The following is a 13225-nucleotide window of genomic DNA, read 5'->3' on the forward strand; positions in this document are numbered from 1 at the left end:
TCTACACCACTCCTTCCTCTAATTCTCCCATCGCGAGGGCTAACTCCTGATCGGTGGGAACCCGAGAGTGCCACAAATAGTCCCCTTCCATGAAGCTCACACCTTTTCCTTTTTTCGTATGGGCGATGATGATCGTCGGTTTTCCTTGCGTTTGCTTTGCGTCCTGGCATGCCTGCACAATTTGCCGCATATCATGACCATCGATCTCGATGACATGAAAGCCGAATGCTTGCCATCTCGCCGCTGGATGCTGAACAGGGATTTGCCTCACTCTTCCGTTGCTTCCTGCCCACCCATATTGTTGAAGCTGGTTGTAGTCCATGATGATCGTCAAGTTATCTAGTTCGTATTTGGAAGCGATATCGGCGGCTTCCCACACTTGCCCCTCTTGCGACTCCCCATCGCCGATCATGCAAAACGTATGGAATGACGCTTGCTTCATCTTAGCTCCCAGCGCAATTCCCACCGCGGAAGAAATCCCTTGGCCAAGCGATCCTGTAGACATATCCAGGCCTGGAAGGACGGTCATATCCGGATGTGCTTGGAGCCGGGAGTTGATTTCGTCGAAGGTGTGCAATTCATCTTTAGAAAAGTACCCTCTCTCGGCAAGGACACAATAAAGTGCGATAGCGGAATGGCCTTTGGACAAGACAAAGCGGTCCCGCCCCTCCCAAGAGGGATCTTGCGGCCGGATGCTCATTACCTCAAAGTACAGGGCAGTCAATACATCCGCCGCTGACAAAGGTCCACCAATATGGCCTGCACGAGCGTGATACACCGTTTTTATGACATTCCTGCGTATTTCTTTCGCGATTTGGCGCAGTTCGGCATCTCGCGTTTCAGGTAACATTTGTTTCACTGGTTTCATTCACTCCTTTTAGAAAGTCTTTCTATGCCTCTTATTCTCGCTCTAGCTGCTGATCACGTCTGCACTGTTGCTCTATCGTTTTCACATAAGATAAGCCTCTCTCAGCTGATTGGTAGGCATCACCATAGGGAGGGTATTCGAGTGAGATCGTTCCGCGATAGCCAGCTTGAATGAGGGCCTGCGTGATCTGTGTAAAGTCAATGCACGCTTCCCCTGGTATCCTTCTGTGACGATCGACGTAATGAACATAGCCAATGTGTTCGCCGCAATAGACGATGCTTTCCAGCATATCCGTCTCTTCCTGATCCATATGGAACGTATCAATGTGGACTTTTAGATTAGGATGATCCAGCCGCTTTACAAGATCGGTCGTTTCCTTCACACCGTTCAAATAATTGACTTCTTCTTTATTGATTGCTTCTAACACCAGCATGACGTTTTTGCTTTCGGCATGACAGGCAACCTGTCGCAAACTATCCATAAGCAGACTCTCGTATTTTTCGTACTCGTTGAAGTCGGGAATATTGCCGCGCATGTACCCGATGATGACAACGCAATTCAGCTGACTTGCTGCGTCTATAATCTCAATCAGTCTGTTGATCGCGCATTGTCTTCGTGTCGGCTCCTCATCAATTAACGAAAGCTGATCCATCGTATTGGCCATTCCCGTCGCGAGAGCTGCGATACGAAAGTTATGTCTATCGCAATATTCCTTCAATTTTGCTGCATCGATATCTTCTGCTGCACGCACGTGCCATTCTAACGAATCAAATCCGATCTGTACGGCTTGGTCGATGCTGTCGTATATATCTCCCCGAAAAAGTACGGGAGCCGATGGGGAGAGCTCTGACGTGCCACCAGTGACTGCGTACGCAAACAAGCTATTTTTATGGTGCGTCTCGATGTGTTCAGTAGTCATTCTGACAATCTCCCCTTTCTTTTTCTCAAATCCTTAGCGGCGCTGCGACGTCGGCCTGACCACGATTTCATTAATGGCGACAGAAGCAGGCTGTTCGACTGCGAACCGGATGACACGGGCGATATCTTCCGCCTGTAACGCTTGCTGCTCGCTCGCTTGACGCCCAAGAAGCTCAATCGCCTCCTGGTCCGTAATTCCTGCGGAAATTTCCGTCTCGACTGCTCCAGGTGAGATGAGCGTCGTTCGGATTTGTTGATCAGGGCGGAGCTCCCTGCGCAAGCCTTCCGTAATAACCCGTACCGAAAACTTCGTCGCACTGTAGACCACCCGTACCGGCGTGATTTCATGCCCCGCCACTGAAGACAAATTGATAATGTGCCCTTCATTTCGCTCTTCCATATGGGGCAGCACCGCGGCGATTCCATTCAGAACGCCTTTTATATTCACGTCGATCATCTGATCCCACTCTTGTACCCGCCGCTTTTGGAGATAGGAAAAAGGACTGATTCCCGCGTTGTTAATGAGAATATCGATTTTGCCGAAACACTCGATCGTCCTTTGCGCAAGTACCTCCATGTCGGATAATGACGTCACATCGGCTACCTGGCAGCATGCCTCCCCGCCAAGCGATTCAATCTCTTTTTGTAGTTCCAGCATTCGCTCAACGCGGCGTGCCGACATCATCACTTTCACGCCTGCTGTTGCCAATTCTTTGGCAGTGGCCGCACCGATACCGCTGCTTGCACCTGTAATGATTGCCACTTTTTGCTTCATACTTTTGCTCCTTTCCTATCGACTCCCATTAGCCAAGGTAAGCTTCCACGACTTTGTTATCCTGCAAAAGCGTTCGAGAACTTCCAGAGATTTTGATTTCTCCTGTCTCCATCACGTACGCACGCTCTGAAGCTTCCAGCGCGAGATGTGCATTCTGCTCCACCAGTAGAATTGTGATGCCGTTTTTGCGAATTTTTTCGATGACATCGAACACCGTGTCTACCATAACCGGGGCCAATCCAAGTGAAGGCTCGTCGAGAATGATCAGCTTCGGTTTGGACAAGATCGCACGGCTCAGCGCCAGCATTTGCTGCTCGCCGCCAGACAACGTCCCTGCCATTTGCTCGGCACGTGCCTGTAAAATCGGAAATAGGGTGAACACTTCCTCATAATCGTGCTTCAGCTGGCGCTTGTCTTTGCGTTGGTAGGCACCGACCATCAGATTTTCCATGACCGACAAGTTCGTAAAAATTCGTCTGCCTTCTGGTACGTGGGCAATTCCGCGGCTCACGATCTTATCGGGTGCCAGTCTCGTCAAATCCTCTCCTTCATACGTGATCGACCCTTCCTTTGGCCGGACAAGACCGGAAATCGCTTTGAGTAGACTCGATTTCCCCGCGCCGTTCGCGCCAATCAGCGTGACGACTTCACCTTGCCTGACTTCCATCGAGATGCCTTTGAGCGCGTGAACATTTCCGTAATACACGTGCAGATCAGCTACTTTGAGCATTTTCATACCTTCTTCCCAAGTAAGCTTGAACGACTTGCGGATTGTTCGTCACTTTTTCATAACGCCCCTGGTCGAGCAATTTACCAAAATGCAGGACGGCAATCTCGTCGCAGATGCCTTTCACCAGCTTCATGTCGTGCTCAATCAAAAAAATGGTGTGCCCTTCTATTTGCAGCTGCCGGATCAGCTCCATCAGCTCATCGGTTTCAACCGGATTCAAGCCCGCTGCGGGTTCATCCAAAAAAATCAATTCCGCTCCTGTCGCCAATGCACGCATGATCTCGATTTTGCGCTGCAACCCTTGGGGCAGTTCCGAGGCGATTTCATCGCGGAGATGATCCATCTGATATTTTTGCAACAAAAAATCGACTCTTTGCTGCGCTTCCTGCTCCTGCTGCCGGTAGCGCTTCAGGCGGAAGAAAGCCTCGGCAAATTTGTACGTGACGCGATGATGAGTTGCCAGCAGGATATTGTCAAAAACGGATTGCCCCTGCAATAGACGGATGTTTTGAAATGTTCTGGATATACCGAGTGGTGCGATCTCATGAGCCTGCAGGGATGTGATCTCGTTGCCTTTATAAAACACCTCGCCACTGGTCGGGCGATAGATCCCTGTCAATAAATTGAACATGGTCGTTTTTCCTGCGCCGTTCGGTCCAATTAGCCCGAATATCTGCCCTGCTTTGATCGAAATCGAGACGTTATCTACCGCTGTCACCCCGCCGAAGCGGATCGTCAGTTCTCGGGTCTCTAGTAGTATGGATTGATTCATGGCGTCACACCTCCTTTTGTGCGGGTACCTTCCTACCTTTGGCTGTAGGCATCGCGAACCACCCTCTGCTTTTGCCCAATAGACCGCTGATTCCCTTCGGTGCGAAAATCACAATGATGACGATAAGTAGACCGTAGATAACCATCTGATACTGCGTGAACTCCCGCAGATATTCTGACAACATGGTGATGAACATGCCCCCGATAACCGAGCCAGCGATGCTGCCGACACCACCGATCAACAGCATGAGCAAAATGTTGACCGACATGGAAGATTGAAACGTTTCCGGACTTAAAAACAGGATAAAGTGTCCATAACATACCCCGGCCAGACCTGCGATTGCTGCGCTCCAAACAAACGCCCACACCTTGTAATAGGTAACGTTGACCCCCATCGACCTCGCCGTGATCTCGTCCGTCTGAATAGCAAGCAACGCGCGCCCCATCTTGGAAGCCTTGATCCTCGTTGACAAGTAGATGACAAGGAGGACAAGGCCTAGCAGCAAAAAGTAGTAGTCTATTTTGGCGCTGAAATCCATACCGAAGATTGGCTCAGGACGAGGAATACCGCCCAATCCCATCGGTCCTCGCGTCAAATCCACCCAGTTGTTGAAGATCAGATGGACGATCTCGCCAAACCCCAAAGAAGCGATCGCAAAATAGTGGCCTTTCAGCCGAAGAACTGGATAGCCGATCAAAAATCCAAATACAGCCGCCATCAAAATAGCCATCAGCATTGAGAGCCAAACGGGTATGCCTGACAAAGATAGGATGGCGGAACCGTAAGCGCCGATTCCGAAAAATGCAGCATGCCCGAGCGAGACCTGGCCCGCAAAACCGGTAATGATGTTCAAACTGAGCACGAGAATGATATTGATCGCAGCCATCACCATGATGTGAAGGAAGTAGTCGTTGTTCCAGACAAAGGGGAACACGACGAACGCGGCAAGGAGCAGCAGGAGCGCTTTCTTTTTCATCTACACCTTCTCCTGTACGTGTTTGCCGAATAAGCCCGCCGGTTTAAACAGCAACACCAAGATCATGATGACAAACGCAAACACATCCTTGTATTCAGAGGATAGGTATCCAGCGGCATACGTCTCTACTAGTCCGAGGATAAACCCGCCGGCGATGGCACCCGTCACATTGCCGATGCCGCCCAACAGTACAACAACGAATGCTTTCAAAGTAGCCGACACGCCCATCGTCGGATATACGCTGAATATGGGAGCCATCAATGTCCCTGCCAATGCTGCTAGCGCTGCCCCTACGGAAAAGGTGATGAACAGAACCGTGTTGGCTTTGATTCCCATCAGCTTTGCTGTCTCCATGTCAAAAGCGCAGGCCCGCATGGCCACCCCGATCTTCGTCTTTTGAATACCGTAATAGATGAGCGCAATCATGACGACGGCGACCACGACGACGAATAGCCGCTGCCCGTTGATGAAGACACCCCCGAGATTCAATTGAATGTCGGCAAAAGGAGATTGCATGTTGCGCGGGTCTGGACCCCAGATAAGCTGTACGCCATTTTGCAAAAGAATGGATACGCCAAGCGAACTGACCATGAGGTTGATCCGTGCGGAATGGCGCAGCGGATGGAACGCGAGCCGTTCCATGATGATGCCCAGGAGCGCTACGACCACCATCGAGATCGGTATCACTGCCAAATACGGCAGATCAAAGCTCTGGACAACTGACACCGACACAAACGCCCCGGCCATAAAAAGCTCCCCGTGAGCAAAGTTGGCCATATCCAGCATGCCAAGCACCAGTGTGAGTCCAAGTGCGATTAGAACATAGGTGCTTCCCATGACGAGACCATTGATCGTTTGCTGCAGAAACTCGATCATTTCGTGTGACTCTCCCTTCTGCTATTTCATATCTTTGTCGGAACCCATCACCACATACTTGCCGTTCTCGAGCTTTTCAAAAATCAGCATCTGGTAGGATTGGTTGTTTTCATTGAACGTTACGGGGCCGGTTACTCCCTGAAAATCTTTTAGCTGCTTCATCGCTTCCCGAATCTTTTCACGATCACCGCTTCCTGCCAGGCGGATCGCCTCAGCGAAAATCTGCATCGAGCCATAACCGTTGGCTACCTGCATGTCGGGATTTTTCCCATACTTTTGCTTATAGGTCTCAACCATCTTTTTTGAATTGGGGAAATAGTTGTAGTCTCCCGGCTCAAACGTACCGATGCTGATGATACCTTCTGCTGATTTGCCAGCCAACTCGATGAATTTATCATTAGCCAGTGACGCGAAGCCAAACAGCTGGGTGTTCATTCCCAAATCGCGTATCTGCTTGATGAGCTGTGCCCCTTCAGTGATATTTCCCGATATGAGGATCGCGCTCGGATTCAAGTTTTTGATTTTGGTCAGCTGCGGATAAAAATCTTTATCACCTTGCTTGTAAAATTCAAGAGACAATACGTTGCCGAGTCCCTCGTTCTCCATCGTTTTCTTGAACGCTTCGGCACCTGTCCGTCCAAAATCGGAGTTTTCCGCGATGATCGCGACGTCTTTCAGGTTCAGTTTTCCTGTGACGTACCTGGCCAAAGCTGGTCCTTGTTGTCCGTTGTACAGGGTGTAACGGAACATGTACGGATGCCCCGGTTCGGTAATGCTGTCAGCTCCCGAGGCAGGTGTCATATGAACGACCTTTTCGCGCTCGGTAACATCACGCATCGCTAGCGTATTGGATGAACTGTGGGCACCGATGATCGCCGAAACGTGGTCTTGAGTAATCAGCTTTTGCGCGGCATTTACGGCCTCGGCCGGAGTGCCTTTGTCATCTTCGTAAATGACCTCGATTTTCTTCCCGTTGATTCCTCCCTGTGCCGCAATCTCATCCAGAACCAGATCGATCCCCTGTTTGATCGTCGTACCGTAATACGCGGTAACTCCGGTCAGCGGGAGAACCGCTCCGATTTTAATCACATCTCCGTTTGCCGCATCTGAGCTTCCCGTGGAGCCAGCACCTGATGTTGCATGTCCGCTACATGCCGACAATACCATTCCCATCGATAGCAGCAGACCTGCTACCTTGCTCCCCATTTTTTTGTTCATATCGTTTCCCTCCTATTAAGGTTTGTTCATGATCACACTAGGTAAGCGCTTACCCCAAATGCCCAAGAGAAGCTGTCGCTCTTCTTCCATTTCGACAGCTTTTTGATGCAATCGTTACCCGATTTTATTGGAGAAACTTGCGAAGCACATTATGGGTAATTTTCTCGACGAATGGATTGACGCCTTTGATCCCGTATGCCCACTCCGTGCCACCGCTGTTGAATACCTTACCCAACCCTCTACAAAACGAAACCATCGTCGCATTTCCGTGGCGCAGCCGATTGCGATTTTCCGGCGTGTCCTCGCCGAGCACTTCACGCGCTGCCAGTGCGAGGTCACTCTCCCCAAGCAACAGATTCGTATAGCCACGATCCAACCGTTCGCCGAGGCTAGCAGGAGCCATCGCCAGAATATCCATATCGATCGGAGAGCCATCCTCTCCAGTCGGATAAGGCAGACCATCGCGGAACGTAAATGCACAGCCATCGTTTTCGTACCCGACGATTCCTTCCTCACTGCCCAATACATCCCCATATTCCAGCCCGGTTCCATCAAATGCCCAATGGTCTGGTCGATATATCGTATAGCCACCTGCTCCGCGCGGGACTGTCATGCCTGTTCGCGCATAGCCGCCGCGCGTCATCGAGACGCCTGTCAAACGATTCTCTGGACGGTTGATCGTCCGTGATGACCATAGCGTCGTCGCATATTTTTCCTCCGCTGTACCCATGACCGGGTCCTGCTGTGGTGCATCATACTTGTAGCAAACCATCGTCTTACCGTCGTCCTCATAACGCACCTGCCAAAACACGCTGTTGCCCGAGAACATCGCCAAACTGCCGCCGCGATCGATCCAATCCTCCAAGACATCTCTTTCCTGCCACGACCAGTACTCATCGTGACCGACGCTTAGATATAGCTGGTATGGCTCCAACAATTTCGGATCACGATCGAGATCATACTGGATCGCGTAGTCGACGTTGTAGCCGTTCTCCTCCAACCATTTGACGAAGATTTCTTCCCAACGTCCTGCAAATCCGCTCGCAACTGTCCAATAATCAACTTGCGCCTCAACGGAAAACGGGCGATATGGTCTGCCCTGCTGCTCCATCATTCCAGGCTTTTGTCCCGGAGCGAAAGCTGTGCGCGGAGCCCCTGGGAGCTTGCTTAGCAGACCAGGTTCAAACGGGCGCAAAATCGATGCACGATTCGCTTTTTGCGCATGAAAGTCGAATACCGCCTTGCTTGAGTACAAACTGCCGCCGCCCCAGCTGTTGTAGGCTAAGTACGTGTTAGTGCTCAAGACGAACAGCATCTTGGCGTCACGCCCCGGGTTCGCCGAGCGCAAGACGAAAAAGTGCTCGGATTCCCCCCATCGGCCCTCTACTCCATCCGCGCGAACAGTGATCTGGTAATAGCCCGAACGCCAGTCTACCGGTATGTCCATCGTGAAAGCTACAGGCCAGTCACAGCCGGTTTCATTCGCCTTTTCCGGGATCGAGTGCCATTCTCCCGATGATTCTCGTCTCTCCCAAACGACCTCACGTTTTGCCCCGAGCCTCGCAATTTCGATGGAATAATTCGATTGCTTGCATGAAATGTGGAAGGCCACAGTCTCGCCGGGTGCGTAGCTGAGATTGTCCGTGTAGCACCAGATCGCACCTCTTCGTTCGCTGTCGGCAGCAGGATTATGCTTGGATTCACTCACATCTTTCACCTCATTAGTGATCATGATCAATCGAGCGTTTAGTAGCCGAGCGATGTCTCAACTGCGTCAATCGCATCGGAGAAAATATCGATCATCTTTCCGATCTCTTCTTTTGTAATAATGAGCGGTGGCGCCATGACAATCGAATTTTTCCCCCCGTACGTAATCGGGCGAACGATCAAACCGCGGCGATAGCACTCCTCGATGACTTTGGGCGCTACATTCAGCGAAGGCTCAAAGCCTTTTGCGCTCTCCCTGTCTGCCAGCAGGTCGAAGCCACCAAGCAATCCCAAAGACCTACCGTTTGCGGCAATCATTTGTTTTTCTTCCAAATAAGCGAAGCCTTTTGCCAGTTCCCGTTCCATATTCTTCGCATTTTCCATCAGCTGCTCGTTCTCGACGATTTCGATGTTTTTCAAGGCAATCGCACATGCAGTTGGATGACCGCTGTACGTAAATCCGTGGAAAAGAGTTCCTTCCGAACGTTCAGCGAGTTCGTCTCGAATATACTCTCTCATGACGACGGCCCCCAGCTGTATGTACCCGCTCGTGATTCCTTTGGCGACCGTCATCAGATCGGGCACGACATTCCAGTTATCTACACCGAACCATTTTCCGGTTCGTCCGAAACCGCAAATGATTTCATCCATGATCATCATGATGCCGAACTCATCACATAGCTGACGAACAGCCTGCAAGTACCCATCTGGCGGAATGTTGACTCCCCCTGCTCCTTGGACCGTCTCCAAAATGACGGCAGCGACTGTTTCCGGCCCTTCCCGCTCAATGATACCGCGAAAGCTCCGAGGGTAATCCGGGTCCGTCGTGTCCCCACGTTCACAGTTGGTCAGGAACGGTTTGGCGTGAAGAAAGTCAGGGGCGTTGGAAGTTGATACGTCGTGGAATTGCGTGATCCCCGTCGCGCTGGTAGCCCCAATGGTAATCCCATGAAAGCCGAGGTCCATTCCAATGATCTTCTTACGTTCAGGCTGATTTTTTAATTTCCAGTAGTGCCTGACCAGCTTGAAAGCCGTATCGTTTGACTCGGAACCACCCGAGGTAAAAAAACTCACGTTGAGATCCCCCGGCGTCAGCGATGCGATTTTTTGCGCCAGGCGAATGACCGGCTCATGGGACAGATTGGCAAAGGATGAGCTGTACGCCAGCTTCTCCATTTGAGCCATTGCTGCTTCTCCCATTTCTTTGCGTCCGTGCCCGATGTTCACATTCCACAAGGAAGCCATCCCGTCAATGAAGCGCTTACCGTTCACATCAGTCAAATAAATGCCTTTTCCCTCTTTGATGATAAGCGTCGGTCCATTTTTTTGATGCTGCTGGATTGAAGAAGTCGGATGCAAATAGTGCTGCTTATCCAAACGAATCAATTCATCAATGTCCACACCGTTTTGCGTGACATGCTGCGTCATGTAAAGCCCCCCTGTTTTCCTGTTCAGTGATCGCTCATACGGTTCGTTTTCAAATCAAGGTAACCGCTTACCCTAATGAGAACATTCTATCCCAAATTTTCTGTCATTTCAACAATAAAAAAGAAATAATCGAAAAGTAAATCCGCCACTTAATTAAACATCTGGCTTCTGTACAATCATATATACAGATAATTGACCAATATCAATGGAGCACAGTAGGTAACTTAAGGTTAAGCGCTTTATCCTTCAAACCAAATGAAACACGCCATGGCATCCCTGCGTGTAGATGTAGTTGTTGATCCTATGCAGTTCTTGGATCAGAAAGAGTTAAGCCTCAGAAAAATAGGTTTTAGACTGATTACAATAAATGAAACAGCGGCGACCTCCCCTTCTCACAAGTAATGTTTTGCAAATCGAAATTACATGCATTTCTGCCCCCTTCATTTTTTATGGTAATATTTAGTGAAACAGTTGCCGCAAAACTCCCTGGCGATGGAGGTAGGTTTAGATGAACGGCAATACTGCAAAAGCAGTACTAATAATCTATATAATGCTTGCATTGATAGGAATCGCGAATTGGTTAATTGATTTAGGATAATCTTTGAAAACTATTTAACATCTAAAAGAACAAGTTGGATTAAGGATGTTAATTGCAGATTAAGAACAGCCTGATGATGATAAATAAGAGAGGTGTTCATTTAATGTATTACATACCATTTACTGACGAGTTAATCTCGGAGGCTGGGCAACTATTGTCCAAACGTCATTTACTAGATCGAGAAATCCTTCCGGTACTACCAATTGAATGTGAAAATGAAAATTATGCAACGACCGCTGTTAAAACGATATGGTCAAAACCAAACAGTGGCGGAATCGCAGCAATTGAAGATGGTAAACTAATCGGTTACCTAATTGGACAAAAAATCGAGAATCCTCTTCGGGATCGACATGTCTGGATTAATTTAGGAGGTCATGCAATTTCTTGCAAGAGCTCCGTTGAATTATATAGAGACCTTTATTCAGAGGCATCTCAACAATGGGTAGATGAGGGATATTTCAATCATTTTGCACTCATTCCTGCCAGTCAACCAGAAATTCTTCATTCTTGGTTTCGTTTAGGTTTTGGCTTTGAACAAACTCATGCATTACTCTCACTACTTGATCGGGAATTTCCCCTTCCCCTGAGCATTCCAGATGTTGAAATTCGCTTGGCATCGCCAGAAGATCGTAGTTTGGTAGAGGATATTGCAAATATTATAAGAACTCATCAAAATAAGGCACCCGTTTTTGGTTACTCTTTACGTGATGATCCTCAAGATTTACGGAAAGGTTATGCAGGACTCCTTGATGATCATGATGTCGATTTCTGGATCGCCCTAAAAGATGGAAGAATTGTTTCTTTTCAAGGATATTTCCCCTTAGATAAAAGTAAAGTAAATTTGAATGTGCCGGATCGTTGTGTTGAATTAGGAGTTGCTGGGACCCTAGATCAATGCCGGGGGCAGGGTCTTAATTATGCACTTACTCTACATGGACTTGCCCATGCAAAGGAAAAGGGATATGTCTATTGCATGACAGATTGGAGAGAAACGAATTTACAATCTTCACGTTATTGGCCTCGTCAAGGTTTCCTTCCTGTTTCTTACAGAGTTTCTCGCCTTATTGATAGCAGAATAACCTCGGTGAAAGAGTAGTTCCAAATCCCCCATCCTATTCGATATTTTTGTTTAGTCGACAAAGAAATAACAACACTACAAGCTGGCCCTCTTTCTCCTCGATTTAAATCTTTTGTTTTGGCTTTTGGGGACAGTTTCGGAGTTATGATTTCAGTTGAAATTGATTTCATCGAGTTTTTGAATGATGATGACCTTGCCTAACAATTTGAATTTTTTGTAACCGGAAACGTTAGAATCTTTTTAAAGCAGTTTTTCCTGAGGTGAATATCATGGTTAATTTAAATGAAGCTGTTTTTACAACAAAAGGCGTTGTTATAGATAAAAATCCAATTCTATATGTTTCACACGATGAAGATGATGGCGCCTGGCAATTCCATGATGGTTCAGATGTTGACATTGAGGGTTCGATGCTGGTTTCTTTCGGTGAAATTCTTGAATTGGACCATTCGGTATCCGACATTATTGATCTTCCCATCGGATGGATCGCCGAAAGAGAAGGTCCTGATGGTGTTTGGAGAAAATCGCCCATAGGTTAAGCCATTTAACATATATATTAATATTCACTTACAATATAATAAGAAGTAGATAAAGAAAGGGAATGGTCTACATGCTAAGATTAATTGAAAGCCGTAACGACGATGTTATAGCAGTAGAGATTAGCGAAAAGGTAACAAGGAAAGATTATCAAGAAATTGAAGGTGCTTTTCAAAAATTAGTTGATCGACATGGAAAAATAAAAGTGCTACTCACTTTAGGCGATTATACCGGTTTTTCTATGGATGTATTTTTAGCTAAACTCGATTTTATTAAAAAATTCTATCGATATTGTGATCGAATTGCGTTTGTAAGTAATCGTAATTGGTTAGCGAATATCGTTGATATCGAAAAGCATTTTATCAAAGCTAATGTCAAGCACTTCGAACCAGCTCAGCAAGACGAAGCTTGGTCATGGTTAGCAGAAAAATAATTAATCTTACTAGAAAACCGGATATATTACTAAAAAACTAGGAGCAGTTGCCGTAAACAAGCTGCTCCTTATTTCGTTTATATTATTATCGTTTGATTAAGCTGTTCTGCCCGTAATTGTAATGAACCTGCGATTGGGTCTGTCAAGAATTTTGTGTAAACCAACTCAACCAGTTGTATGAGAAGGTTTCATCCCCTATTCGAAAAATCTTTCTCCAGCCAATAGAGTCAAGGGCGTAAGGCAAAGCGAACCCTTGACTCTATTGGTACAGAGGAAGAGTATTTTTTTGGGGGGATGATGCCAATCATTTTTTA

Annotated in this window: 13 protein-coding genes; 3 read left to right on the top strand and 10 right to left on the bottom strand. The window is 47.9% G+C overall.

Annotated elements, in window-relative coordinates; genetic code table 11:
- Position 1: 1 nt before the first annotated feature.
- The 10 genes from EDM56_RS28030 to EDM56_RS28075 all read right to left on the bottom strand — a co-directional run bounded on the left by EDM56_RS28030 (position 2) and on the right by EDM56_RS28075 (position 10268).
- Complete coding sequence (locus tag EDM56_RS28030; protein WP_122921260.1) at positions 2 to 850, bottom strand: transketolase; 849 nt, start codon at positions 848 to 850, stop codon at positions 2 to 4.
- Positions 851 to 899: 49 nt separating this feature from the next.
- A complete protein-coding gene (locus EDM56_RS28035) occupies positions 900 to 1787 on the bottom strand; it encodes a sugar phosphate isomerase/epimerase family protein (RefSeq protein WP_122921239.1) in 888 nt (295 codons plus the stop codon).
- A 33-nt stretch (positions 1788 to 1820) separates the two neighbouring features.
- Positions 1821 to 2561, bottom strand: a complete 741-nt coding sequence (locus EDM56_RS28040) for an SDR family oxidoreductase (protein WP_122921240.1) — start codon at positions 2559 to 2561, stop codon at positions 1821 to 1823.
- Between the two features lie 28 nt (positions 2562 to 2589).
- Entirely contained in the window at positions 2590 to 3291 is a 702-nt protein-coding gene (locus tag EDM56_RS28045; protein ID WP_122921241.1) for an ABC transporter ATP-binding protein, read from the bottom strand.
- Positions 3275 to 4063, bottom strand: a complete 789-nt coding sequence (locus EDM56_RS28050) for an ABC transporter ATP-binding protein (protein ID WP_122921242.1) — start codon at positions 4061 to 4063, stop codon at positions 3275 to 3277. Before EDM56_RS28050 ends, EDM56_RS28045 begins: the two co-directional genes overlap by 17 nt.
- A 4-nt stretch (positions 4064 to 4067) precedes the next feature.
- Complete coding sequence (locus tag EDM56_RS28055) at positions 4068 to 5039, bottom strand: branched-chain amino acid ABC transporter permease (protein WP_122921243.1); 972 nt, start codon at positions 5037 to 5039, stop codon at positions 4068 to 4070.
- Positions 5040 to 5915: a branched-chain amino acid ABC transporter permease gene (locus EDM56_RS28060; RefSeq protein ID WP_122921244.1), complete on the bottom strand. Its 876-nt coding sequence runs from the start codon at positions 5913 to 5915 to the stop codon at positions 5040 to 5042.
- A gap of 21 nt (positions 5916 to 5936) precedes the next feature.
- Positions 5937 to 7133 carry an ABC transporter substrate-binding protein gene (locus tag EDM56_RS28065; protein WP_122921245.1) on the bottom strand — a complete coding sequence of 399 codons (1197 nt, stop codon included), beginning with the start codon at positions 7131 to 7133 and terminating at the stop codon, positions 5937 to 5939.
- Positions 7134 to 7257: 124 nt separating this feature from the next.
- Positions 7258 to 8841 (bottom strand): N,N-dimethylformamidase beta subunit family domain-containing protein, encoded by a 1584-nt coding sequence (locus tag EDM56_RS28070; RefSeq protein ID WP_122921246.1) that lies wholly within the window; start codon positions 8839 to 8841, stop codon positions 7258 to 7260.
- A 38-nt stretch (positions 8842 to 8879) separates the two neighbouring features.
- A complete protein-coding gene (locus EDM56_RS28075; protein ID WP_122921247.1) occupies positions 8880 to 10268 on the bottom strand; it encodes an aminotransferase family protein in 1389 nt (462 codons plus the stop codon).
- A 650-nt stretch (positions 10269 to 10918) separates the two neighbouring features.
- Between EDM56_RS28075 and EDM56_RS28080 the strand changes: the two genes are divergently transcribed.
- The 3 genes from EDM56_RS28080 (at position 10919) to EDM56_RS28090 (ending at position 12911) form a co-directional block, all read left to right on the top strand.
- Complete coding sequence (locus EDM56_RS28080) at positions 10919 to 11962, top strand: GNAT family N-acetyltransferase (RefSeq protein WP_246009569.1); 1044 nt, start codon at positions 10919 to 10921, stop codon at positions 11960 to 11962.
- A gap of 251 nt (positions 11963 to 12213) precedes the next feature.
- A complete protein-coding gene (locus tag EDM56_RS28085; protein ID WP_122921249.1) occupies positions 12214 to 12480 on the top strand; it encodes a hypothetical protein in 267 nt (88 codons plus the stop codon).
- A 71-nt stretch (positions 12481 to 12551) separates the two neighbouring features.
- Positions 12552 to 12911 (top strand): SpoIIAA family protein, encoded by a 360-nt coding sequence (locus EDM56_RS28090; protein WP_183192623.1) that lies wholly within the window; start codon positions 12552 to 12554, stop codon positions 12909 to 12911.
- The last annotated feature ends 314 nt before the right edge of the window (positions 12912 to 13225 follow it).

Origin of the sequence: Brevibacillus fluminis, from assembly GCF_003710825.1 — a bacterium.
Taxonomy (GTDB): domain Bacteria; phylum Bacillota; class Bacilli; order Brevibacillales; family Brevibacillaceae; genus Brevibacillus_D; species Brevibacillus_D fluminis.

Coding starts and splice junctions, on each gene's coding strand:
- EDM56_RS28050 (WP_122921242.1), bottom strand. CDS start 4,063: ATGAATCAATCCATACTACTAGAGACCCGAGAACTGACGATCCGCTTC.
- EDM56_RS28065 (WP_122921245.1), bottom strand. CDS start 7,133: ATGAACAAAAAAATGGGGAGCAAGGTAGCAGGTCTGCTGCTATCGATG.
- EDM56_RS28040 (WP_122921240.1), bottom strand. CDS start 2,561: ATGAAGCAAAAAGTGGCAATCATTACAGGTGCAAGCAGCGGTATCGGT.
- EDM56_RS28060 (WP_122921244.1), bottom strand. CDS start 5,915: ATGATCGAGTTTCTGCAGCAAACGATCAATGGTCTCGTCATGGGAAGC.
- EDM56_RS28085 (WP_122921249.1), top strand. CDS start 12,214: ATGGTTAATTTAAATGAAGCTGTTTTTACAACAAAAGGCGTTGTTATA.
- EDM56_RS28090 (WP_183192623.1), top strand. CDS start 12,552: ATGCTAAGATTAATTGAAAGCCGTAACGACGATGTTATAGCAGTAGAG.
- EDM56_RS28055 (WP_122921243.1), bottom strand. CDS start 5,039: ATGAAAAAGAAAGCGCTCCTGCTGCTCCTTGCCGCGTTCGTCGTGTTC.
- EDM56_RS28035 (WP_122921239.1), bottom strand. CDS start 1,787: ATGACTACTGAACACATCGAGACGCACCATAAAAATAGCTTGTTTGCG.
- EDM56_RS28030 (WP_122921260.1), bottom strand. CDS start 850: ATGTTACCTGAAACGCGAGATGCCGAACTGCGCCAAATCGCGAAAGAA.
- EDM56_RS28075 (WP_122921247.1), bottom strand. CDS start 10,268: ATGACGCAGCATGTCACGCAAAACGGTGTGGACATTGATGAATTGATT.
- EDM56_RS28045 (WP_122921241.1), bottom strand. CDS start 3,291: ATGCTCAAAGTAGCTGATCTGCACGTGTATTACGGAAATGTTCACGCG.